This is a genomic window from Serratia sp. NA_112.1 (genome assembly GCF_052691715.1).
Genome location: NZ_JBQZFO010000010.1, coordinates 61,410 through 85,352, shown reverse-complemented (window position 1 = coordinate 85,352; position 23,943 = coordinate 61,410). Strand labels below are relative to the sequence as shown.

At 55.5% G+C, this 23,943-nt stretch carries 20 protein-coding genes; 14 read left to right on the top strand and 6 right to left on the bottom strand.

What is annotated here, in order from left to right:
• Nucleotides 1-16: 16 nt before the first annotated feature.
• The 6 genes from lepB to acpS all read left to right on the top strand — a co-directional run bounded on the left by lepB (nucleotide 17) and on the right by acpS (nucleotide 4,686).
• Complete coding sequence (lepB, locus tag ACUTQ5_RS17740) at nucleotides 17-994, top strand: signal peptidase I (protein WP_445652310.1); 978 nt, start codon at nucleotides 17-19, stop codon at nucleotides 992-994.
• Between the two features lie 182 nt (nucleotides 995-1,176).
• Nucleotides 1,177-1,857 carry a ribonuclease III gene (gene rnc, locus ACUTQ5_RS17735; RefSeq protein ID WP_012146375.1) on the top strand — a complete coding sequence of 227 codons (681 nt, stop codon included), beginning with the start codon at nucleotides 1,177-1,179 and terminating at the stop codon, nucleotides 1,855-1,857.
• Nucleotides 1,854-2,762 carry a GTPase Era gene (era, locus tag ACUTQ5_RS17730; RefSeq protein WP_012146374.1) on the top strand — a complete coding sequence of 303 codons (909 nt, stop codon included), beginning with the start codon at nucleotides 1,854-1,856 and terminating at the stop codon, nucleotides 2,760-2,762. The genes rnc and era overlap by 4 nt, the downstream gene beginning before the upstream one ends.
• 8 nt (nucleotides 2,763-2,770) lie before the next feature.
• A complete protein-coding gene (gene recO, locus ACUTQ5_RS17725; RefSeq protein ID WP_445652309.1) occupies nucleotides 2,771-3,502 on the top strand; it encodes a DNA repair protein RecO in 732 nt (243 codons plus the stop codon).
• Nucleotides 3,503-3,574: 72 nt separating this feature from the next.
• Nucleotides 3,575-4,306 (top strand): pyridoxine 5'-phosphate synthase, encoded by a 732-nt coding sequence (pdxJ, locus tag ACUTQ5_RS17720; protein ID WP_445652308.1) that lies wholly within the window; start codon nucleotides 3,575-3,577, stop codon nucleotides 4,304-4,306.
• Nucleotides 4,306-4,686: a holo-ACP synthase gene (gene acpS, locus ACUTQ5_RS17715; RefSeq protein WP_017893718.1), complete on the top strand. Its 381-nt coding sequence runs from the start codon at nucleotides 4,306-4,308 to the stop codon at nucleotides 4,684-4,686. The genes pdxJ and acpS overlap by 1 nt, the downstream gene beginning before the upstream one ends.
• Before the next feature lie 65 nt (nucleotides 4,687-4,751).
• Here the strand turns inward: acpS and ACUTQ5_RS17710 are convergent, their stop codons facing one another.
• The 3 genes from ACUTQ5_RS17710 to ACUTQ5_RS17700 all read right to left on the bottom strand — a co-directional run bounded on the left by ACUTQ5_RS17710 (nucleotide 4,752) and on the right by ACUTQ5_RS17700 (nucleotide 7,643).
• Entirely contained in the window at nucleotides 4,752-5,012 is a 261-nt protein-coding gene (locus ACUTQ5_RS17710) for a YfhL family 4Fe-4S dicluster ferredoxin (protein WP_445652307.1), read from the bottom strand.
• Between the two features lie 108 nt (nucleotides 5,013-5,120).
• A complete protein-coding gene (locus tag ACUTQ5_RS17705) occupies nucleotides 5,121-6,659 on the bottom strand; it encodes a phosphoethanolamine transferase (RefSeq protein WP_445652306.1) in 1,539 nt (512 codons plus the stop codon).
• Between the two features lie 135 nt (nucleotides 6,660-6,794).
• Entirely contained in the window at nucleotides 6,795-7,643 is an 849-nt protein-coding gene (locus ACUTQ5_RS17700) for a MurR/RpiR family transcriptional regulator (RefSeq protein ID WP_445652305.1), read from the bottom strand.
• Nucleotides 7,644-7,811: 168 nt separating this feature from the next.
• Between ACUTQ5_RS17700 and murQ the strand changes: the two genes are divergently transcribed.
• The 3 genes from murQ to yfhb are packed head-to-tail and all read left to right on the top strand — an operon-like array spanning nucleotide 7,812 to nucleotide 10,752.
• On the top strand, nucleotides 7,812-8,705 hold the full coding sequence (gene murQ, locus ACUTQ5_RS17695; protein ID WP_445652304.1) for an N-acetylmuramic acid 6-phosphate etherase: 894 nt from the start codon (nucleotides 7,812-7,814) through the stop codon (nucleotides 8,703-8,705).
• A gap of 19 nt (nucleotides 8,706-8,724) precedes the next feature.
• A complete protein-coding gene (locus tag ACUTQ5_RS17690) occupies nucleotides 8,725-10,092 on the top strand; it encodes a PTS transporter subunit EIIC (RefSeq protein ID WP_445652303.1) in 1,368 nt (455 codons plus the stop codon).
• Between the two features lie 3 nt (nucleotides 10,093-10,095).
• The gene (yfhb, locus tag ACUTQ5_RS17685) at nucleotides 10,096-10,752 is read left to right on the top strand and encodes a phosphatidylglycerophosphatase C (protein WP_445652302.1); all 657 of its coding nucleotides are present in this window, start codon (nucleotides 10,096-10,098) and stop codon (nucleotides 10,750-10,752) included.
• Nucleotides 10,753-10,791: 39 nt separating this feature from the next.
• Here the strand turns inward: yfhb and yiaY are convergent, their stop codons facing one another.
• Together yiaY and ACUTQ5_RS17675 are read right to left on the bottom strand one after the other, a co-directional pair.
• On the bottom strand, nucleotides 10,792-11,943 hold the full coding sequence (gene yiaY, locus ACUTQ5_RS17680; protein ID WP_445652301.1) for an L-threonine dehydrogenase: 1,152 nt from the start codon (nucleotides 11,941-11,943) through the stop codon (nucleotides 10,792-10,794).
• A gap of 147 nt (nucleotides 11,944-12,090) precedes the next feature.
• Nucleotides 12,091-13,143, bottom strand: coding sequence for a DUF2157 domain-containing protein (locus ACUTQ5_RS17675; protein WP_445652300.1), 1,053 nt, complete (start codon nucleotides 13,141-13,143; stop codon nucleotides 12,091-12,093).
• Between the two features lie 76 nt (nucleotides 13,144-13,219).
• Between ACUTQ5_RS17675 and tadA the strand changes: the two genes are divergently transcribed.
• Nucleotides 13,220-13,765 (top strand): tRNA adenosine(34) deaminase TadA, encoded by a 546-nt coding sequence (gene tadA, locus ACUTQ5_RS17670; RefSeq protein WP_445652299.1) that lies wholly within the window; start codon nucleotides 13,220-13,222, stop codon nucleotides 13,763-13,765.
• On the opposite strand, the gene mltF is transcribed toward tadA, so the two are convergent.
• Nucleotides 13,766-15,226 (bottom strand): membrane-bound lytic murein transglycosylase MltF, encoded by a 1,461-nt coding sequence (gene mltF / locus ACUTQ5_RS17665; protein WP_445652298.1) that lies wholly within the window; start codon nucleotides 15,224-15,226, stop codon nucleotides 13,766-13,768. It abuts the gene before it with no gap.
• A gap of 279 nt (nucleotides 15,227-15,505) precedes the next feature.
• On the opposite strand from mltF, the gene purL reads away from it, so the two are divergent.
• The 4 genes from purL to glrR all read left to right on the top strand — a co-directional run bounded on the left by purL (nucleotide 15,506) and on the right by glrR (nucleotide 23,838).
• On the top strand, nucleotides 15,506-19,396 hold the full coding sequence (gene purL / locus ACUTQ5_RS17660; protein ID WP_445652297.1) for a phosphoribosylformylglycinamidine synthase: 3,891 nt from the start codon (nucleotides 15,506-15,508) through the stop codon (nucleotides 19,394-19,396).
• A 796-nt stretch (nucleotides 19,397-20,192) separates the two neighbouring features.
• The gene (locus ACUTQ5_RS17655; protein WP_445652296.1) at nucleotides 20,193-21,629 is read left to right on the top strand and encodes a HAMP domain-containing sensor histidine kinase; all 1,437 of its coding nucleotides are present in this window, start codon (nucleotides 20,193-20,195) and stop codon (nucleotides 21,627-21,629) included.
• A 2-nt stretch (nucleotides 21,630-21,631) separates the two neighbouring features.
• Nucleotides 21,632-22,504, top strand: a complete 873-nt coding sequence (gene qseG, locus ACUTQ5_RS17650) for a two-component system QseEF-associated lipoprotein QseG (RefSeq protein WP_445652295.1) — start codon at nucleotides 21,632-21,634, stop codon at nucleotides 22,502-22,504.
• Nucleotides 22,501-23,838, top strand: coding sequence for a two-component system response regulator GlrR (gene glrR / locus ACUTQ5_RS17645; RefSeq protein WP_012146357.1), 1,338 nt, complete (start codon nucleotides 22,501-22,503; stop codon nucleotides 23,836-23,838). Before qseG ends, glrR begins: the two co-directional genes overlap by 4 nt.
• Nucleotides 23,839-23,943 lie beyond the last annotated feature (105 nt).

Genomic DNA, 23,943 nt, shown 5'->3' with positions numbered 1-23,943 from the left:
AAACTAGGGAGTTTGCATGGCGAATATGTTTGCCCTGATCCTGGCACTGGCCACCTTGGTGACCGGGATCATCTGGGCTTTTGAGCGCTTCAGATGGGCGCCGGCCCGCCGAGCGAAGATTGCGGCGGTGAATGCACAGACAGCGGGTGCCGTAGACGAGAAAACGCTGGCAAAAGTGGCGAAACAACCGGGTTGGATTGAAACCGGCGCATCGGTTTTCCCGGTATTGCTGCTGGTCTTTGTGGTGCGTTCGTTTATTTACGAACCTTTCCAAATCCCGTCCGGTTCCATGATGCCGACGTTGTTGATTGGCGATTTTATTCTGGTGGAGAAATATGCCTACGGCATTAAAGATCCTATTACCCAGACCACGCTAATTGAAACCGGTCATCCGAAACGCGGGGATATTGCGGTATTTAAATATCCGCTGGATCCGAAACTCGATTATATCAAGCGCGTGATTGGTCTGCCGGGCGACCGTGTGAGTTACGATCCGATCAATAAGCGTGTGACCGTTCAGCCTTCGTGTAATAGCGGCCAGTCATGCGATACTGCATTGGCCGTGACTTATAACGACGCACAGCCAAGTGATTTTGTGCAGCTGTTCAGCCGCAGCGGCATGGGTGAGGCCAGCAACGGTTTCTACCCGATCCCACTGAGTGAAAACGTGCCGCAGGGTGGCATTCGCCTGCGTGAACGCCAGGAAACGCTGGGTAATGTTTCTCACCATATTCTGACCGTGCCGGGCACGCAGGATCAGGTAGGCGCTTACTATCAGCAGCCGGGCAAACAGTTGGCGGAATGGGTTGTGCCGGCGGGTCATTACTTCATGATGGGTGATAACCGCGACAACAGCGCTGACAGCCGCTATTGGGGCTTCGTACCGGAGAAAAATCTGGTAGGCAAGGCCACGGCTATCTGGATGAGTTTTGAAAAGCAGGAAGGCGAATGGCCTACCGGCGTAAGATTTAGCCGCATCGGTGGAATTCATTAATCCAGCGTCTATAAACGCAGCATTATATTTCCACTCGTTGTAGAATACCGGCTCTAGCGATAAAAAGTTGGCTCCCTGTTGGGAGCCACTGCAAACGAAACAGCTTTGGATTGGCTTTCGGCAAAGCAGGCCTGTTCCGTATGCTGCAAGTTTTTGACGCATTCTTGATCTATTGGTAACTCATGAACCCCATCGTAATAAATAGGCTGCAGCGGAAGCTGGGCTACACTTTTCAACAGCAGGAGCTCTTACTGCAAGCGTTAACTCACCGTAGCGCCAGCAGTAAACACAATGAACGTCTTGAGTTTCTGGGTGACTCCATTCTCAGTTTTGTCATCGCCAATGCGCTGTTCCAGCGTTTTCCTCGCGTAGACGAGGGCGATATGAGCCGTATGCGCGCCACGCTGGTGCGCGGTAATACGCTGGCAGAAATGGGGCGTGAGTTTGATCTGGGCGAATGTCTGCGTCTTGGCCCGGGTGAGTTGAAAAGTGGTGGATTCCGCCGCGAATCAATCCTGGCGGATACGGTGGAAGCCTTGATTGGCGGCGTGTTCCTGGATAGTGACATCCAAACTGTTGAACGACTGATTTTGGACTGGTATCGCAGCCGGTTGGACGAAATCAGCCCCGGTGATAAGCAGAAAGACCCAAAAACCCGTTTGCAGGAGTTTTTGCAGGGTCGTCATCTGCCGTTACCTTCTTATCTGGTGGTGCAGGTTCGCGGTGAGGCGCACGATCAGGAATTTACTATCCACTGTCAGGTGAGTGGTTTGAGCGAACCCGTCGTGGGAACCGGCTCAAGCCGCCGTAAAGCCGAACAAGCGGCAGCGGAACAAGCGTTAATAAAGCTGGAGCTTGAATGAGCGAAGAGAAACAATACTGTGGTTTTATTGCGATAGTCGGTCGCCCCAACGTGGGCAAGTCCACGTTGCTGAACCAACTGCTGGGGCAAAAAGTCTCCATCACCTCGCGTAAACCACAGACGACCCGTCACCGCATTATGGGTATCGATACCGATGGCGCCTATCAGGCCATTTACGTCGACACCCCGGGTCTGCACATCGAAGAAAAACGCGCCATCAACCGTTTGATGAACCGCGCGGCCAGCAGCTCAATCGGCGATGTCGAGCTGGTGATCTTCGTTGTGGAAGGGACCAACTGGACCGCCGACGATGAAATGGTGGTCAACAAGCTGCGTAGCCTGAAATGCCCGGTCCTGCTGGCGATCAACAAGGTCGACAACGTTACTGACAAATCCAAGCTGTTGCCGCACATTGCGTTCCTCAGCCAGCAGATGAACTTCCTCGACGTAGTGCCGATCTCTGCTGAAAAAGGCATGAACGTGGATACCATCGCGGCTATCGCGCGTAAGGTACTGCCGGAAGCGGAACACCACTTCCCGGACGATTACATCACCGACCGTTCGCAGCGCTTTATGGCGTCGGAAATTATCCGTGAAAAGCTGATGCGTTTCCTGGGTGAAGAACTGCCTTACTCGGTGACGGTTGAGATCGAACAATTTGTGCCGAATGAACGTGGCGGTTACAACGTCCACGGGCTGATCCTGGTTGAGCGTGAAGGCCAAAAGAAAATGGTCATCGGCAACAAAGGCGCCAAGATCAAAACCATCGGTATCGAAGCTCGCCAGGATATGGAACAAATGTTCGAAACCAAAGTTCATCTGGAGCTGTGGGTGAAAGTGAAATCGGGCTGGGCGGACGACGAACGTGCGTTGCGTAGCCTGGGCTATACCGACGACCTGAAATAAACCCACTAATGGACGGCTGGGAACGCGCTTTCGTCCTGCATGGACGACCGTACAGTGAAACCAGCCTGATGCTGGATATGTTTACCGAAGGTCATGGGCGGGTGCGTTTGCTGGCAAAAGGCGCGCGCAGCCGCCGTTCCAATTTAAAGGGTTGCCTGCAACCCTTTACTCCTCTGCTGGTACGCTGGGGCGGTCGTGGCGAAGTCAAAACGCTGCGTAGCGCCGAAGCGGTCTCTCTCGGTTTACCCCTTAGCGGCATGATGCTCTACAGCGGCCTGTACGTGAATGAACTGCTGTCACGGGTACTGGAGCAGGAAGCCAATTACTCGGTATTATTCTTCGATTATCTGCAATGTTTGCAGGCGTTGGCGGCAGAAGACGTTTCGCCGGAGCAGGCACTACGTCAGTTCGAATTGGCCTTGCTCAATCACCTGGGCTACGGCCTGGATTTCCTGCACTGTGCCGGTAGTGGCCTGCCGGTGGACGACGGCATGACTTACCGCTACCGCGAGGAAAAAGGCTTTATCGCCAGCCTGGTGGTGGACCATTACAGCTTTACCGGCCGTGAGCTGCGTGCGCTGGCAGAGCGCCAGTTCCCAGACGTGCAAACCTTGCGTGCCGCCAAACGTTTCACCCGCATGGCACTCAAACCCTACTTGAGGGGCAAACCACTGAAGAGCCGCGAGTTGTTTCGTCAGTTTGTCCGTAAACAGCCGGATCCGCCGGTCGACGACGCCTGACCTTTTCCCTTTTGCAGCACTGTCACCGAGTGTAAACTACGGTCACTGAAAATCGTTTTTTAGAGGGTTGTCATGGCTGATTTGCTGTTGGGCGTCAATATCGATCACATCGCCACGTTACGTAACGCGCGCGGAACCCAATACCCGGATCCGGTTCAGGCGGCATTTATTGCCGAGCAGGCAGGGGCCGACGGGATCACCGTACATCTGCGTGAAGACCGCCGTCATATCACCGATCGCGACGTTCGCATTTTGCGCCAGACCATCCAGACGCGCATGAATCTGGAAATGGCCGTGACCGATGAAATGCTGGATATCGCTATTGAGCTGAAGCCGCACTTTTGTTGCCTGGTACCGGAAAAGCGTGAAGAAGTAACTACCGAAGGTGGACTGGACGTCGCCGGGCAGCAAGACAAGATGGCCATCGCGGTTGAGCGTTTGGCGAAGGCCGGCATTCTGGTTTCGCTGTTTATCGATCCGGACCATCGTCAGATCGATGCGGCGGTTGCAGTGGGCGCTCCCTATATCGAAATTCATACCGGTGCCTATGCCGAAGCTGAAGGTGAACTGGCGGTGAAAACCGAGCTGCACCGCATTGCTGTTGCCGCGACCTATGCCGCAGAGAAAGGCCTGAAGGTCAACGCCGGCCACGGCCTGACTTACCATAACGTTCAGCCGATAGCGGCCCTACCGGAAATTCATGAGCTGAATATCGGTCATGCAATAATCGGCCAGGCAGTGATGTGTGGGTTGCCGGCAGCGGTGACAGACATGAAGTTGCTGATGCGCGAAGCGCGTCGCTAATGGCGGTGCTGGGGCTGGGCACCGACATTGTCGAAATGGCGCGCATCGAAGCGGTCGTGGAGCGCAGTGGCGATCGTCTGGCACGTCGCGTGCTGAGCGAGGCTGAATGGGAACTGTACCAGCAACATCAGCAGCCGGTACGCTTTCTGGCCAAACGGTTTGCGGTGAAAGAAGCCGTCGCCAAGGCGTTTGGCACCGGTATCCGCAATGGGCTGGCATTTAATCAGTTTGAGGTGTTCAACGACGGTCTCGGCAAGCCGAATATCCGCCTGCATGCTCGCGCTGCCGAGCTGGCGCAGGAGATGGGGGTAACCTCGATTCATGTTTCGCTGGCGGATGAACGCCGCTATGCCTGTGCCACGGTGATTATCGAAGGGTAACAGTTTTGTCCGGCGACAAAACCCAAGGGCGCCTGTCGGTGCCCTTGTTGATCTGACCGCAGTGGTCAGAGGCGGTCGGCGTGGTGCAGCACCACAAACTTGTCCCACAGCTGTTCGTTGGTTTCGTTGTGCTGTGGATCAACCACAATAGTGTTATCGATAGGGCACACCTGCTGGCAGGTGGGAACATCGTAGTGGCCGACGCATTCGGTACAGCGATCGGTATCAATCTGGTAGATATCCTTGCCCATCGAAATAGCCTGATTAGGGCATTCGGGTTCGCACATATCGCAGTTGATGCATTTCTTGGTAATCAACAGTGCCATGTCAGTTATCTTTTAATCGGTGCACACGAACAGGCGCGCAATCTATCATAAAACCCATTTTTCCGGGCGTTTTTTCACCTGTAGCAGCAGATGCGCTTAACCGGGCCGTCATAGTAACTCCGGTGGGTCGTTGGCCAACTGATCAAAATCAACCATTTCCTGACCATTGAAGACGTGCCTCTTGTCTTGTGCCATTACCGCTGAAGATAATTGTGGCCGGGTAATGGTGATCCCCGCCTGTTGGGCAAACAGACTGAGGAAGTCAAAGGCACTATGCGGATCCTCAATAAGAGTCCGTTGTCGGTCCGAATCAGAAAGCACCAGTAGGGGCACTTCATAATTCTGCCAATAATTGCCGCCATGGCGCAGGTAAAGTTTACCGTCAATTTCTCGGTGAGAAAGGCCGTGGTCAGAGAAATAGATTAATTTAAAGGGGGTGTGAGTCGCTTGCAGCATCCGATAAGCATGCTCGATGAAGCGGTCTGTCTTGCGGTAGGTTGAAAGATAACAAGCGAGCTCAGCGTTATCGCTGGTGAAAATCGGCAGTTCGTCACCGAGGCGTTCGCAAAAGTCTGAGTGAGATCCCATGATATGCAAAACATACAGATTTCCCAGACCATTATTAGCCAATGCGCTTTGCAGCAGGGGTAACAGCTCATCATCATCGGTATTACGTGATTGATAATCCCCTTTTTTCAGGAAGCGGCGTTCATCACTGAACATGGCTATTTTGGAAACCGGTGAATCAAATTGGCCAATCAAACCTTGATTGGAAAACCAATGGGTGTGTAATCCTGCCGCTTTCGCCAGCGTAATAATGTTATCTGCAATATTGCTGCTTTTCCCCTCGCTCAATGCCAGGGTTCTCGGCAGAGATTCGAACGTGTTCGATGCGGTGGATATATAATCACTGTAAAAGGTCCCGTTCACGTTATCCAGGAAGGGGGTGGTCGGTGTCGCATAACCGAATGATGACATATAGTCTCTACGCATGCTTTCGCCAACGATTATCACATAGTTAGCCTGGGTGCTATTCCCTGCATCTACTATCCAGTTAGGGTGAGCCAAGGTGCCGGTTTCAATTTCTGCCATTTGTTGGTTGTAGCTGTGGTATGAAGAAATCAGCGAGGAAAAGAAATTCACTAATTTAAGATTTTCCACTCCCCCACTGAGTATCCTGGCGAACAGCAAAACGATAAAAATTACCAAGAATGGTAATATTTTTTTTATCGGGAGCGAACGCTGCCAGCTATAGCGAGCAAGAATAAACAACGTTAGCAGTGTGGCGCTGGGTAATAGATAGCAGCTGGCAGGTATGGTGTGCAGAAATTCGACGGCTTCCGCCCGGTTGGTTTGAAACAGGGCCGACACCACGGGAACGGAAGGTGGGCCGTAGATCACGCCGACCGGGGCATAAATGGCACAAAATATAATATAGGGTATAACCAAAAAGTACCGAGTGAGGGGGATTTTAGATAATAATAACAGGCTAAGTGAAATAAATAGGACATCAATCCCTTTGGCACCGCCATAACCCATGGCTTTTATTAATATCAACGAAGCGACAACGAAAAGTAAAAAATGGCGGACCACGGGTGATGTTGCGAGTATGTGGGTTTTATTTAAAATTTCTGTATGTGTTTTCATAAGAACTCGGTTATCAATATATTGCTATCCATGCTTGTTTAAATTCTGGACGGAATTTAAACAATAAACGCCACACGCTCTATTTTTAGATGTGTTTTTTATATCCTGGTGTTTGTGGCATGGGCATTATACGATTCAGACGAGTTTTTTCACTAATTGTTCGCTGTGTTTTATTCTAACGCGGGCGTGATCAAGATCGTGCTGAATTAAGGCCATAAACAGCAGATCGGTGAGGGCATATTGAGCGGTGCTGGAAGAGATAGCCGCGCTGCGGGTATTGGGCTCTTCGGCGATGGTATATAAGCAGTGGTCGGCACGTTGCTGCAGGCCGTTCGGTGAGAAGCTGGTCAGCGCCAGCACTTTAGCGCCGGCCAGGCGGGCTTCTTCCGCCGCCAGGTTGATTTCCCGTCGTTCGCCGCTGAACGAAATGGCCAATAACAAATCCCGCTTGTCCAGCGCCTGAACCGTTGCCAACTGGACGTGCATATCCTGCTCGGCTACTGCCATCACGCCAATTTTAAGTAACTTATAGGAGAAATCTTTGGCGACCAGGCCGGAAGCCCCTACCCCCAGCAAAATAACCCTTCGCGCCTGACGCAACATTTCCAGTGCCTGATGCAGGCGTTCCTCACTATTGATGTCCAGTGTGGCACGCAGCGCTGCCTGCTTTTCAACCAACAGTTTTTCACCGACGGTTTTCAAGACATCACTGCTGAGGATCTGGTTATGTACCGTAACTACGGGCTCTGTTTGCGGTTGGGCCAGGGTTTCACTCAGCGCCAGTTTTAGTGCCGGGAAGCCTTTGTAACCCATCTTCTGAGCAAACTTCACCACGCTCGACTGACTGATGCCGGCCAGTTGGGCCAGCTTTTGCGAGCTGAGATGTCGCGCCTGTTCGGCGTTATGCAGCAGAAAGTCCGCCAGCTTGCGGTCATTTTGAGCCAGCGTTGGATACATCTGACGAATACGAAGAAGGGTACTCATTGGTAATCCCCTGGAAACCAGACGTCATTCTGCCACGGCGATGGCGAAAACGCGCAGTGAAAATTTTTTGTGAGCCAGTCTCTAAAATAGCAAAAAGCGCTCGCTTTGTTGAATAAAATATTCAAATAATGATTTTGTTTTTAGAATTAAAAATTCAAAGGTGAAAAAATGAACTTGGGCGCATTAGTATCCGAAACCCGCAATCCGGCCACCATGGGGCTCGATGAGATGTCGACGCTGGAGATGGTGAGCTGCTTTAACCAGGAAGACCGTAAGGTACCGGAGGCGATTGAAAAAGTATTGCCGGCCATCGTACAAGCGGTGGATCTGGCGGCTGCGGCGTTGAAGGCCGGTGGGCGGTTGATTTATCTGGGGGCCGGCACCAGCGGCCGCCTTGGGGTGTTGGATGCCTCCGAATGTCCACCGACCTTCGGCGTGCCGCATGGCATGGTGATAGGGTTGATTGCCGGTGGCCCGGGCGCGCTGCTCAAAGCGGTGGAAGGTGCGGAGGATGATGCGGCGCTGGGCGAGGCAGATCTCGTCGCGCTGGATTTGACCGCCACCGACATGGTGGTAGGACTGGCAGCATCCGGGCGCACACCTTATGTGATAGGTGCTCTGCGCTATGCACGCCAATTGGGCTGCCCAACGGCGGCGATTTCCTGTAACCCGGATTCGCCGATCGCCCATGAGGCGCAGGTGGCTATTTCACCGGTGGTGGGGCCGGAAGCCCTGACCGGTTCGACGCGTTTGAAGTCCGGCACTGCGCAGAAACTGGTGCTGAACATGCTGTCGACCGGGGCGATGGTCAAACTGGGTAAAGTTTATGAAAACCTGATGGTGGACGTGAAGGCTACCAACGTAAAACTGGTGGATCGCGCCTGCCGCATCGTGGTGGAAGCCACCGGTGCCGAGCGCAGTCAGGCCGAAGCGGCGCTGACGCAGACCGGTTTTGAAGTCAAACCGGCAATCCTGATGATTCTGGCCGATATCGACGCACAAGAGGCGCAGCAGCGCTTACAACAGCATGACGGCTATTTGCGCGCGGCATTGATGCGCTAAACCACACCAGGGGCGGGCGATGGACAAGACAACGGGACTAGCGACACAGATCCTGGCGGGCATTGGCGGTGAGGAGAATATCCTCCGGCTGGAGAACTGCATGACACGAGTCCGTGTCGAGGTTAGCGATGAGCAACGCCTTGACCTGGCGGCGCTCAGGCAGTTACCGGGTGTTAAGGGCTACATCAAACAGGGCGAACAGCACCAGTTTATCGTCGGCCCTGGGGCCGCCGCCAAGGTGGTCGATGCCATGCGTTCACTGCTCACCGGCGCACCGCCTGCCGTGGACAGCGGGGATGATGTCGCCCGTAATAAAGCACAAGCCAAACAAAAGTATGCTGCGCCAGTGAGCGGCGCGCTGAAAAAGCTGGCCGATGTCTTTATTCCATTGATACCGGCGTTCATCGCCTCCGGCCTGATTACCGGCATCATTAACCTGCTGAAACGGCCGGATATTGCCGGCGAACTGGCGCTAAATTACCCCAACGTGCTGGGGCTGCTGGCGATTTTTGGCAGCGCAGTGTTCGCCATCATGAATATTCTGGTCGGGGTTAACGCCGCCAGGGTGTTTGGCGGTTCTCAGGCGATGGGCGGCGTTATGGCCGGTATTCTCTCCAGCCCGGCGTTGGCGCAAATCACTTTATTCGGTGAGGCATTGCAGCCTGGGCGCGGTGGGGTGATTGCGGTGCTGCTGGTGGTGGCGTTGATGTGCTGGGTTGAAAAGCGCCTGCGTAATTGGTTGCCGGAGTCGATCGAGCTGATCCTCAATCCGCTGATCACCACCCTGGTGACCGCATCGTTGGCGATCGTGATCCTGCAGCCGTTGGGCGGCTACATTTCTGATGCCATCGCCCACGGTGCTAACCTGGCGATCGACAAAGGGGGCCTGCTGGTGGGCGCAGTGCTGTCCGGGTTGTTCCTGCCGTTGGTGCTGTCCGGTTTACATCAGGGGCTGGTGCCGATCCACGTCGAACTGGTGCAGGCACACGGTTCTAACCCACTGTTGCCGATTTTGGCGATGGCGGGTGTCGGTCAGGTCGGGGCTGCGCTGGCCGTATTAATGAAAACCCGTAATGCACGGCTGAAAAAGGTAATAAAAGGGGCGTTGCCGGTCGGTATTCTCGGCATTGGCGAACCTTTGATTTTCGGGGTGACCTTGCCGCTGGGGAGGCCCTTTATCGCTGCGTGTCTCGGCGGTGCTGTGGGTGGGGCGCTGATCAGCTACTGGAAGGTGGCTACGGTGATCACCTTTGGTATCTCGGGTTTACCTTTGGCGTTAACCATTGTCTCGGGTAAGGTGATGTTGTATCTGACGGGGCTGGTGATTACCATTGCCGCTGGATTTATTTTCACCTGGATAATGGGATTCAACGATCCTGAGGAGTAGCGCTTGAGCGAGAAACAGAGCCAACAGGCCGCGGAAGGCCGCCGTGTGGTGTTCTTTGATCTGGACGGCACGCTGCATCAGGAAGACATGTTTGGCAGTTTCTTGCGTTTCTTGTTGCGCCATCTGCCATTGAATTTGTTGCTGGTGGTGCCGTTGTTGCCGGTTGTCGGGCTGACGCTATTGGTGATGGGCCGTGCTGCCCGCTGGCCGATGAGTGTGCTGCTGTGGTCGATTACCTTTGGTCGCTCGGAGGCTCGCTTAAAGGCGCTGGAACAGCGCTTTGTCAGCTATTTCCGCGATAAGGTGACCGCCTTCCCGGTGGTGCAAATGCGTCTGCGTCAGTATCTCGAAGCGCATGATACGCAGGTATGGCTGATCACCGGTTCGCCGGAGCGTTTGGTGGAACAGGTGTATCAGGACTCTGCTTTTCTGCCGCGGGTTCACCTGGTAGGTAGCCGTATTGTACGGCGTTACGGCGGTTGGGTACTGGCTCTGCGTTGCCTGGGGGTCCAGAAGGTGACCCAGTTGGAACAGCGTCTCGGTACGCCGCTCAAGCTATACAGTGGTTACAGCGACAGCAAGCAGGATAACCCCTTGCTGTATTTCTGCGAGCACCGCTGGCGGGTCAGTAAGCTGGGTGAGTTGCAGCAATTGGAATAGCAAAAGGGCGGATTATCCGCCCTTTTATATTTTTGAAGCTTACATTGCCGCGCGGAAGATGGCGACAATCTGTTCGTGGGTGGCTTGTATCGGGTTAGTGAAGCCGCAGGCGTCTTTCAGCGCATTGGCCGCCAGCGTATCGAAATCCTGCTCTTTCACTTTTAAATCGAGCAGCCCAGCTGGGATGCCGACGTCTTTCGCCAGCAAACGAATGGCGGCGATACAGGCAGCAGCGCCCTGTGGATCGTTAAGGTGCTTCACATCCAGCCCCATGGCGACGGCGATGTCTTTCAACCGTGGTGCACAAACCCGGGCGTTGAACTCCTGCACGTGTGGCAGCAGCACCGCGTTACATACCCCATGCGGCAGATCGTAGAAACCGCCGAGTTGGTGCGCCATGGCGTGCACATAACCGAGAGAAGCGTTATTGAAGGCCATTCCGGCCAAGAACTGGGCGTAGGCCATATTTTCACGCGCCTGCATATTGCTACCGTCGGCGACCGCGTCGCGCAGCGATTCGGCAATCATGGTGACGGCTTTCAGCGCGCAGGCGTCGGTAATCGGGTTGGCGGCGCTGGAAACGTAGGCTTCAATCGCATGGGTTAATGCATCCATCCCGGTGGCGGCGGTCAGTCCTTTTGGCATGCCGGCCATCAGGTGCGGATCGTTGACCGACAGGATTGGGGTGACGTGTTTATCGACAATCGCCATTTTGATGTGGCGTGCTTCGTCGGTAATGATGCAAAAACGGGTCATTTCAGACGCGGTGCCGGCGGTGGTGTTGATGGCAACCATCGGCAACTGCGGTTTGGCAGAGCGATCGACACCTTCATAATCCTTGATCTCTCCGCCGTTGGTCGCGACCAGCGCGATCCCTTTGGCGCAGTCGTGTGGCGAGCCGCCGCCAAGAGAAACTACGCAATCGCAGCGGTGTTCTTGCAGCAGGGCCAGACCCTGCTGCACGTTAAGGGTAGTTGGGTTAGGGTGGGTGCCGTCATAAACGCAGCTTTCAATCTGCTGTGCAGCAAGTAACTGTTGAACCTGAGCGACTACGCCAATGTTATTCAGCACTTTGTCGGTCACGATCAATGCGTGGCGCAATCCTTGTTGCTTCATGGTGTTCGCCGCATCGTTCAGACAACCGGAACCGATCATATTGACGGAAGGGATAAAGAAAGTTGAGGCAGCCATAACTCACTCCTTGATAAAAGCTTTATTGCTTGCCTTAAACATTACTCCGCTAATTATTAATTGTTTATGATCTATCGCAATTTCGCGCTATACCCGCTGTCTTTTAAACCACCCTGCTGTTAGCTGCGCTGCAGAGGAGGCCGGATGTTAATCATCGGTCAGGTCGTGCGGTTTGCGGCCCAGTTGCCATATTTTTTCAGCGTAGTGGCCTAATGCCCACAGGCTCAGGCCAAGCAGCACAAAGAAAATCGCCTTTGGCATCGCGTCCCAGAAAAACTCGAAAAAGCGAGTATAGAGGTTAATGCCAAGGAAAGTCAGGCCGAACCCGCGCAGCATGCCGTCGTCACGTTTTAGCCCCAGCCAAATGCAGCCGACGGCGACCAGGCCGAACAACAGGCTCCAGTGGAACAGTTCTATCTGACGAGCATTGTACCAACTGTCGAGGTCACCATAATTGCCAAAGATTGACAGTAACCACAGGGCAATAAACAGATACAACAAGCCCATCGCCAGGGAAACTCGTTCCAGCCCGCGGCTGGCGAGCAGCGGTCGTAACAGCAAAGCCGCGGCGATCAGGACCACCCCGAAGGCGATAAAGCGCATCGGGAAGCTCATGCCCAGCCAATAAGCTCCCCAGCCGGACATATAACCGGTTTCGGCGCCGAAGGCGTTGCCGAGTGACAGAAGGGCAAACCACCACACCAGCCCGGAGCGGCTGAACCAGCCAATTACGCCATACAATAGGGCGGCGAATATCAGCAGAAGTGAAACCCGGCCGCTGCCGTTATCCAGCCAGACGCCCATCTGCCACAGGGCACAGGCGGTAAACAGCACGGCAACGAACAGCGCTGCCTCATTGCCGTAGCGTTTTTCCGGATGGCGCCGACGGCGGCGCAGCGCCCAGATATAGCAAAGTGCGGCTACCACGGCGGCGATAGTCATGCGCACCGGTGCGTCGAAGCGGAACAGTTTGCTCAAGCGATAAAGCAGCTCGTTGTCGGCGAACAGGCTGCTGATGGCAATCACCAGAGAAGCCAGTGCGGCGAGAAACGCATAACGTGCCAGTCGTCGCCAGTCGAAGGGCTGCACTTCGACATGTTGCAACAGTTGTTGCTGCTGTTGTGTGGTTAATGCCCCTTCACCGACCCAACCATCCAGCGCCTTACGCACCACGACGGCATTCTTTTTGCTGAATTTCATGTTTCCTGTCCCAGAAAAACACTGTTATTCGGCCAGTATAGTCGAGTGGCTGCGACAAAAGGGGCTACTGTGTATAATGCCCGCCGCAAAGTGCACGAGGAATGATGCAATGACTGAATATAACGATGAATACTGGATGCGTCAGGCATTGCGGTTGGCCCTGCGTGCGCAGGAAGAGGGTGAAGTGCCGGTAGGTGCACTGCTGGTGCTGGATAATCAGGTGATTGGCGAAGGCTGGAACCGGCCGATTGGCCGCCACGATCCGACGGCGCATGCGGAGATCATGGCGTTACGGCAGGGCGGGGCAGTGCTACAGAATTACCGTCTGCTGAATGCTACTCTGTATGTGACCCTGGAACCCTGTGTGATGTGCGCCGGGGCTATGGTGCACAGTCGTATTCGTCGGTTGGTGTACGGTGCAGCCGATGTGAAAACCGGTGCAGCAGGATCGCTGGTGGATATTTTGCGCCATCCGGGCATGAATCATCAGGTGGAGATCCTGTCCGGCGTGTTGGCCGAGGAGTGTGCCGCTACGCTGAGCAACTTTTTCCGCCTGCGTCGTGAGCAGAAAAAGGCGTTGAAGCAGGCGCAGCGCACCGCTGTGGATAACAAGCCGGAATAATCAGAAATTCAGTGCCAACTCCGGTGTCACGGCCGGATAGCCTTTCCCCAGTTCCACCTGCTCGGCCGCTTCCTGCGTCGCCTTTCTCTCCTTTTCTTGCAAATAACCCACCAGGCTAACCTGATAGCGGCGAATGTTTTCCACGTAGTTATAGGCTTCGCGCCCACGCGCATAGCCGTAGGTTAATTGCGGGTAGTGGCGTTTCTGGCTGAGCATCGGCAGACGCTGTTTGACGTCGACCCAACTGTCCGGATTGCCTTTTTGCATTTTGGTCAGCTTACGGGCATCGAGCATATGGCCCCAGCCCATGTTGTAGGCCGCCAGTGAGAACCAGATACGTTCATCTTCGGGCACGCTGTCGGGCACCTTGGCCATCAGCCTTTGCAGGTAGAGGGCACCGCCCTGAATACTTTCCTCGGGATCGAGACGATCGTTAACCCCCAGGCCGTCGGCAGTGGCTCGTGTCAGCATCATCAGACCACGTACGCCGGTCGGTGAGGTTGCCTGCGGGTTCCAGTGTGATTCCTGATAGGCAATGGCCGCCAGCAGCTTCCAGTCGATCTCGTTGGCATACTTTTCGAACAGCGAGCGAAAAGTCGGCAGTACCGAATCGATGGCGGACAGGAAGGTCTTGGTGTCGACGTAATCGAAACTGCCTACGTGGCCGAGATACTTCTCTTCTAGCCGCGCCAGGGTGCCGTCGTCCACCATCTGGCTGTAGAAGTCCAGCATTGCCGCATATAGGCTATCGTCGGTGCCACGTTTCAAGTACCAGGTAACCGGTTCTTCATCGGTGACGTCGAACGCCACGGCCAATTGTGGGTGGATACGTTGCAGTAGCGCGATGGTGACGGAATCGCCGAGGGTGTAATCCAGCTTGCCGTCGGCCACCTGCTCCAACAGCTCCTTGGAGGTGAGATCGCTGGAGGCTTCCCAACTGAGATCCGGGAATTTACTTTGTTTGAGCTGTTTCAGGGTTCTGACGTGTGCCGAGCCGGAGGCCACCGCCAGTTTGCCTTTAATGTCGGCAAAGGTTTTCGGCCGGGCAGTACCCAGACGATAAACCAACTGTTGAGAAACGGAATAATAAGCCGGGCCGGTGCGCGCGCGACTGAGGCGATCCTGATTGTAGATCAGGCCGGCGGCCAACAGGTCGGCATCGTCATCGTCCAGATCGTCAAACAGGTCATTAATGTTCTTGTGCGGGATCACTACCAGTTTCACGCCCAGGTAGTTGGCAAAGCGTTTCGCCAACTCGTAGTCGAGACCGCTTGGCCCCTGCTTGGTGGTGAAATAGTTCAACGGTGAGTTTAGCGTACTGATACGCAACTCTCCGCGTGATTTGATCTCTTCGAGTTGCCCGCCCTGGCCGCCGCGCCAGGTGATATTGGGCCACAGGGCGAGCGCCAGAAGCAAGGTAACAACACCGATTAGAATGTAGTTTATTTTAAGGCGTTTCAAATAGTTATCCAGTGGTGGCACACATGCACTGCTGACCGCAAACCAGTCTTTTCTTATGGTTAAATCACCAGGGCCGGGGCATTTTGCGCAACAAAGCGCCAGCGTGCAACTTTATTGACACGTTATGACAATTCGAGGGGGCGGAGAGCTTTTATCAATAATAGCTACGCAAACGGTTTCGTCGGCGGCCTAGATTCTCTATAATGGCGCGCGTTTTCCCCCTGTTGCGCCCAATGAAGTGCTGAAGTCAGTTGCTTCGAAGACGAGAGAACTTTGATTATGGAAATACTGCGTGGTTCGCCCGCTTTGTCGGCTTTTCGTGTTACCAAACTGCTGTCCCGTTGCCAGGACGCTCACCTTCCTGTCAGTGATATCTACGCCGAGTACGTCCACTTTGCTGATGTTAGCGCGCCGCTAAATACCGAAGAGCACGCCAAGCTCGCGCGTCTGCTCAAGTACGGCCCCTCTCTCGCCGAACATGCCCCTGAAGGCCGTCTGCTGTTGGTGACGCCGCGTCCGGGTACCATTTCTCCGTGGTCTTCCAAAGCCAGCGATATTGCCCACAACTGCGGTTTGAAGCAGGTGCTGCGGCTGGAGCGCGGTCTGGCGTTTTACGTCAAGGCAGAGGCGCTGACCGAAGCCCAATGGCAGCAGCTTGCCGTCTTGTTGCACGACCGCATGATGGAAACCGTCTTCAGCAGCCTGCAACAGGCGGAGCAACTGTTCGCTCAACATCAGCCGGCACCTTATCAGAGGGTCGATATGCTGGGGGAAGGGCGCAGCGCGCTGGAGCAGGCTAACCTCAAGCTGGGTCTGGCACTGGCCGAGGACGAAATCGACTATCTGCTGAATGCCTTTACCGGTCTGGGGCGCAACCCGACAGATATCGAACTCTACATGTTCGCGCAGGCCAACTCCGAGCACTGCCGCCATAAAATTTTCAACGCCGATTGGGTCATCGATGGTGAACAGCAACCGAAGTCGCTGTTTAAAATGATCAAAAATACCTTCGAACAGACGCCGGATTACGTGCTGTCGGCTTATAAAGACAACGCGGCGGTGATGGAAGGCTCGCAGGTTGGTCGGTTCTTCGCCGCACCGGAAAGCGGCCAGTATGACTACCATCAGGAAGAAACTCATATCCTGATGAAGGTGGAAACCCATAACCACCCAACGGCGATCTCCCCATGGCCGGGTGCCGCTACCGGTTCCGGTGGTGAGATCCGTGACGAAGGCGCAACCGGTCGTGGCGCCAAACCCAAGGCCGGTCTGGTGGGCTTCTCGGTTTCCAACCTGCGCATTCCCGGCTTTGAACAGCCCTGGGAGCAGGATTTCGGCAAGCCAGACCGTATTGTAACGGCTCTGGATATCATGACCGACGGCCCATTGGGCGGTGCGGCGTTCAACAACGAATTCGGCCGTCCGGCACTGGTGGGTTACTTCCGTACCTATGAAGAGCAGGTCAATAGCCATAACGGCGTGGAACTGCGCGGCTACCACAAGCCGATCATGCTGGCGGGCGGTATTGGTAACATTCGCGCCAACCACGTACAAAAAGCTGAAATCACCGTTGGTGCCAAACTGGTGGTGCTGGGTGGCCCGGCGATGAATATCGGTCTGGGCGGCGGCGCGGCATCATCGATGGCCTCCGGCCAGTCTGATGCCGATCTGGACTTCGCTTCGGTACAGCGTGACAACCCGGAAATGGAACGTCGTTGCCAGGAAGTGATCGACCGCTGTTGGCAGTTGGGCGAACAAAACCCGATTCTGTTTATCCACGATGTCGGTGCCGGTGGCTTGTCCAACGCCATGCCTGAACTGGTCAGCGACGGCGGCCGCGGTGGTCGTTTCGAACTGCGCGATATTCTGAACGACGAGCCGGGCATGAGCCCGCTGGAAGTCTGGTGTAATGAATCGCAGGAACGTTATGTGATGGCGATTGCACCGGCACAGATGGCTCAGTTTGACGAGATTTGCCGCCGTGAGCGTGCGCCTTATGCGGTGATCGGTGAAGCCACCGAAGAACAACATCTGACGCTGAATGACAGCCATTTCGACAACCAGCCGATCGACATGCCGCTGGACGTGCTGCTGGGTAAAACGCCGAAGATGACACGTGACGTGACCCGCCTGCAGGCCAAAGGCCAGCCGCTGCTGCGTGACGAAATCACCCTGAATGATGCGGTCAACCGCGTACTGCATCTGCCGGCGGTTGCAGAGAAAACCTTTCTGATCACCATTGGCGACCGTACCGTGACCGGTATGGTGGCGCGCGATCAGATGGTAGGCCCGTGGCAGATCCCGGTCGCCGACTGCGCGGTGACCACTGCCAGTCTGGACAGTTATTACGGTGAAGCGATGTCTATCGGCGAACGTGCGCCGGTGGCCCTGCTGGACTTCGCCGCCTCTGGGCGTCTGGCGGTCGGGGAAGCGCTGACCAACCTGGCAGCGACCGAAATCGGTTCGCTCAAGCGCGTGAAGCTTTCCGCTAACTGGATGGCGGCAGCCGGTCACCCGGGTGAAGATGCCGGTTTGTATGAAGCGGTGAAGGCGGTGGGCGAAGAACTTTGTCCGGCGCTGGGTATCACTATTCCAGTGGGCAAAGACTCTATGTCGATGAAAACCCGCTGGCAGGAAGGCAACGAACAGCGCGAAATGACCTCGCCGTTGTCACTGGTGATCACCGGTTTTGCTCGCGTAGAAGATGTCCGCCACACCGTGACGCCACAGCTGCGCACCGATAAGGGTGACAGCGCACTGTTGTTGATTGATCTGGGTAACGGCCATAACGCGCTGGGTGCTACTGCGCTGGCGCAGGTTTATCGTCAACTGGGCGACAAACCGGCCGACGTGCGTAACGTTGAGCAGTTGGCGGGCTTCTTCAATGCCATGCAACAGTTGGTGGCCGACCGCGCGCTGCTGGCTTACCACGACCGTTCCGACGGTGGCCTGTTGGTCACGTTGGCGGAAATGGCATTTGCCGGCCACTGCGGCGTGCAGGTGGATATCAAAGCGCTGGGCGACGATGCACTGGCGGCGCTGTTTAATGAAGAGTTGGGCGCAGTGATCCAGGTTACGGCTGACCAGCTTGCTGTGGTACAGCAGGTATTTGCTCAGCATGGTCTGGTGGACAATGTTCACCACATCGGCAGCGTACAGGCCGGCGATCGCTTTGTGATCACCCAGGGCGATAAAACGGTATACAGCGAAAGCCGCGCGACGCTGCGCACCTGGTGGGCGGAAACCACCTGGCAGATGCAGCGCCTGCGTGATAACCCGGAATGTGCCGATCAGGAGCACCGGGCCAAGCAGGATGAGCGTGACCCTGGCCTGAACGTCAAACTGAGTTTCGCTCCGGGAGAAGACATTGCTGCGCCGTACATCGCCAAGGGCGCACGTCCTAAAGTAGCGGTGCTGCGTGAGCAGGGGGTTAACTCCCACGTTGAGATGGCTGCAGCATTCCATCGCGCCGGTTTTGATGCGGTAGACGTGCATATGAGCGATTTGCTGGAAGGCCGTCGTGACCTGCAGGACTTCCATACGCTGGTGGCCTGCGGTGGCTTCTCGTACGGTGACGTACTGGGCGCCGGTGAAGGCTGGGCGAAGTCGATTCTGTTCAACGATCGCGTGCGTGACGAGTTCGAGTCCTTTTTCCACCGTCCGCAAACCCTGGCGCTGGGGGTGTGTAACGGTTGCCAGATGATGTCGAACCTGCGCGATCTGATCCCAGGGGCCGAACATTGGCCGCGTTTCGTACGTAACCTGTCAGACCGTTTTGAAGCGCGTTTCAGCCTGGTGGAAGTGGCGGCCAGCCCGTCGCTGTTCATGCAGGGCATGGCGAGTTCCCGCATGCCGATCGCCGTCTCGCACGGTGAAGGGCACGTTGAAGTGCGCGATGCTGCGCACCTGGCGGCGCTGGAAAGCAACGGCCTGGTGGCGTTGCGTTTTGTGGACAATGCCGGCCAGGTAACGGAAACCTACCCAGCCAACCCGAACGGTTCACCGAACGGGATCACCGCAGTGACCAGCAGCAATGGCCGCGCGACGGTGATGATGCCGCATCCGGAGCGGGTATTCCGCACCGTCAGCAACTCGTGGCATCCGGAAGAGTGGGGCGAAGACAGCCCGTGGATGCGCATGTTCCGCAACGCCCGTAAGCAACTGGGCTAAGCGAGCATTTAGCGGTAGCCTGAGGGGCGCAAGAGATTGCGCCCCTTTTTATTGTTCTGCCTGCCGAGCATTGTTGGTATTTTGCGACAGAGGCTGTTTTCATTGTCTCTAAAAAGAGACATTTAACTCATTGATTTATAATGGTGGAAAATTAATTGGCTTAAGTTGTCGGTTTTTGGCGACAGGGTGGCGTTTTTTTCTTCACCGGATAGGCTACTTATTTTATAACTTTGGCGATGTTTTTATTTTTTATTCAATAATATCAATTAATTGAAAATAACTTGAAAAGTTGGCACGCTAAGTGCATTATTCTGCCCAGTTGCTCATTCAACTATTTATGACGGCCCCGTATTTAGACGGAATTGTTGCCTCATAAGCCTCCGAATGATGCCAAAGAAATGGTGCCTATCGTCCAACCAAACCGATAACAGACGCGCAAGCGCTTTATCAAGCATCGGGCGACACGTGGAGTGAGGCACCGCCTGTATCCAACTGTGATGAGTGTTCATCAACCCCGGATACGTACGGATGCTATTCGTCCTGTTCGATGCCAGCCTGGTGCTACATCACCCTGGGGACGAGATTCAAGGGCATCCACACATTCTTGCGCTGGGGCAGCCCTGCCCCAGCGTCAAATCGTCAAAACGCTGTTTTCCACTCTTTCATTATCGCCAGATCCAAACGCAAACTCCTACCTGCGGCACGCTTCCCTATATTTTCCTGACGCTGCGCTGAACGCCGGGCTTTCCTCTCATCGGCGACTCGGTTAGCATCGAAGCAGACTAGAGACAATGAGATGATTTCGTTGAAAAGATGGCGTTTATTTCCCCGCTCGCTGCGCCAACTGGTGCTGATGGCGTTCCTGCTGGTACTGTTGCCGCTGCTGGTGCTGGCCTATCAGGCTTACCAGAGCCTGGATCACCTCAGCGCCCAGGCGGCAGACATCAACCGCACCACGCTGGTGGATGCACGACGCAGCGAGGCGATGACCAGCGTAGCGCTGGAAATGGAACGCAGTTACCGCCAATATTGCGTACTGGTCGATCCCACTCTGGCGCGGCTGTACCAAAACCAGCGCAAACAGTATTCACAGATGCTCGATGCCCACGCGCCGATCCTGCCGGATGAACGCTATTATCAAACCTTGCGCGATCTGCTGACCCAGCTCGCGACGATTAAATGCCAAAGCAGCGGCCCGGATCCGCAGGCTTCCACGCTGTTAGAATCGTTTTCACGCTCTAATGCCGAGATGGTGCAGGCCACGCGCGCCGTGGTGTTCTCTCGCGGTCAGCAGTTACAGCAGGCGATTGCCGAGCGCGGCCAGTTCTTCGGCTGGCAGGCATTGATGCTGTTCCTAGTCAGCGTGATGCTGGTGGTGTTATTCACCCGGATGATTATCGGCCCGGTAAAAGCGGTAGAGCGAATGATCAACCGTTTGGGGGAAGGGCGAGCATTGGGCAGTACCGATACTTTCAAAGGGCCGCGTGAACTGCGTTCACTGGCCCAGCGGATTATTTGGTTGAGTGAACGTCTGGCGTGGCTGGAGTCGCAGCGCCATGAGTTCCTGCGCCATATCTCGCATGAGCTAAAGACGCCGCTGGCCAGCATGCGTGAGGGTACCGAGCTGCTGGCGGATGAAGTGGCCGGTCCGCTGACCTCCGATCAAAAAGAGGTGGTGGCTATTCTCGACGGCAGCAGCCGCCACCTGCAGCAACTGATTGAACAACTGCTGGATTACAACCGCAAACTGGCCGATGGCCCGGCAGAGCATGAGAATGTCGAGCTGGAAGAGATGGTCGAAATGGTGGTGGCGGCACACAGTTTGCCGGCCCGGGCAAAATTGATCCGCACCGAGATCCAATTGGATGCGGAAATATGCTGGGCAGAGCCTACGCTATTAATGCGCGTGCTGGATAATCTCTACTCCAATGCGGTGCACTACGGCCAGGAATCCGGTAACATTTGGATCCGCAGCCGTCAGGTTGGGCAACGGGTACAAATTGATGTCGCAAACAGCGGCACGCCGATCCCCGAAGCTGAGAGAACCATGATTTTTGAGCCTTTTTTCCAGGGTAGTCACCAGCGAAAAGGGGCGGTAAAAGGAAGCGGTCTGGGGCTGAGCATTGCGCAGGATTGTATCCGCCGCATGCGTGGCGAACTGCAGTTGGTTGAAGTTGCCGGCACAGACGTTTGCTTCCGTATTGAATTGCCATTAACCGCCGAGAATGAATAATAATGTACACATGGTCTAAACGCCTTCGTCTCTCGCAGACCGAACGTTCACCGCGTGCCACACAGGGCACGCCGCTCGGCAAGCGTCGATTTTCCTTTTTAGGCAGCGTTCTTTTTATGCCGTTTCTGCTGGCGGGGTGCGTCGATCGGGCGGTCAGTGGTGACCTGGGTCAGCCTCAGCAGGAAGCGATCCCGGACACCAAAGTGGTGGATTACCGTATCGCAGCATGCGACAGCCTGTGGTTGCTCGACGAAAAAGATGCGTTGAATAACTCACTTTACTGGCTGCGTGCCATGGACTGTGCCGATCGTATCGGTTCAACCCAGGCGCGTACGCTGGCGAAAACGCTGCCCGGCAACAGCTGGGACGGTATTTTCAAGCAAAGCATCCTGCTGAGCAGTGCCGAGCCGACCTCGGGCGAACGTCGCCAGATGATCGACCGCCTGAACAGTTACCGCATGGAGTTCCCAAGCTCACTGCGCCCGCTGTTGCAGTTGTGGCGTCAACAGCAGGTGCTGCAGATCACTCTGTTTGATGAAAAGGCGCGCTATCAGCACCTGCAGGAAAGCTCCGACAGCCAGATCGATACGCTGCGCCAGAGCCAGGTGCGCTTACAGGCACAGTTGCAGGACACTTCGCGCAAGCTGGAAAATCTGACCGATATCGAACGCCAGCTCTCTTCGCGCAAGCAGATGCAGAGTGATATCCCGGACAACAGCGGAACGCAGCAAAAAACCGACGCCACGGGCAAGAAAGTCGCGCCGGCCAAGGCTGCAGAACCGGATGCAGAACCTGAGAAGGGTACCGCTTTGCCGGTGGAGCCGGAAGATACCTACGCGCCGCCCCCCGCTAACAAGGAGTCTCACGCGCAATGACCGCACGCAAACCGGCCAATTTGTTATTGGTTGACGACGATCCCAGCCTGCTTAAGCTGCTGGGGATGCGCCTGACCAGCGAAGGTTTTCATGTCACTACCGCTGAAAGCGGCCAGGAAGCGCTACGCCTGTTAGGGCGTGAGAAGATTGATCTGGTGATCAGCGATCTGCGGATGGATGAAATGGACGGCATGGCGCTGTTTGCCGAAATCCAAAAGCATCAGCCTGGCATGCCGGTGATCATCCTGACCGCTCATGGCTCGATACCGGACGCGGTGGCGGCTACCCAGCAAGGGGTGTTCAGCTTCCTGACCAAACCGGTGGATCGCGATGCGCTGTACAAAGCCATCGACGATGCATTATCGCTGTCACTGCCGGCCGGTGATGACAGTTGGCGTGAAGACATCGTCACCCGCAGCCCGATTATGCTGCGTCTGCTGGAGCAGGCAAAAATGGTGGCGCAGTCTGATGTCAGCGTATTGATTAACGGCCATAGCGGCACCGGTAAAGAGGTGTTGGCGCAGGCGATCCACGGTGCCAGTCCTCGTGGTAAAAAGGCGTTTATCGCCATTAACTGCGGTGCGTTGCCGGAGCAACTGCTGGAGTCCGAGCTGTTTGGCCATGCCAAAGGGGCCTTTACTGGTGCGGTCAGCAGTCGCGAAGGGTTGTTCCAGGCGGCAGCCGGCGGCACACTGTTCCTCGACGAGATCGGTGATATGCCGCTTTCGCTGCAGGTTAAGCTGTTGCGCGTATTGCAGGAGCGCAAGGTGCGCCCGCTGGGCAGCAACCGCGATCTGGACATTGACGTCCGCATCATTTCCGCCACCCACCGCGATCTGCAAAAGGCGATGGCGAAAAACGAATTCCGCGAGGATTTGTACTACCGCCTGAACGTGGTGAACCTGAAGATCCCGGCGTTGAATGAGCGTGCCGAGGATATCCCGCTGCTGGCCAATCATCTGCTGCGCGAATCGGCCAAGCGCCATAAACCCTTCGTCCGCAGCTTCTCAACGGACGCCATGAAACGCCTGATGACTGCCACCTGGCCGGGCAACGTGCGCCAACTGGTGAACGTCATCGAGCAGTGTGTGGCCCTGACCTCTGCGCCGGTGATCAGCGAAGCGCTGGTTGAGCAGGCGTTGGAAGGGGAAAATACCGCCTTGCCGACCTTTGTCGAGGCACGCAATCAGTTTGAATTACACTATCTGCGCAAACTGTTGCAGATCACCAAGGGTAACGTGACCCAGGCCGCGCGTATGGCGGGCCGCAACCGTACCGAGTTTTATAAGTTGCTGTCGCGCCATGAACTGGACGCCAACGATTTTAAAGAATGATGTTTTCCGCCGCAGCCTGAGCATGCAGGTTCTCAACAAATGCGGTGGAATGATTTACACTCCGTTCTCTGGTTTGTGGCGTGGCCCAACACAAAGCACCATGGA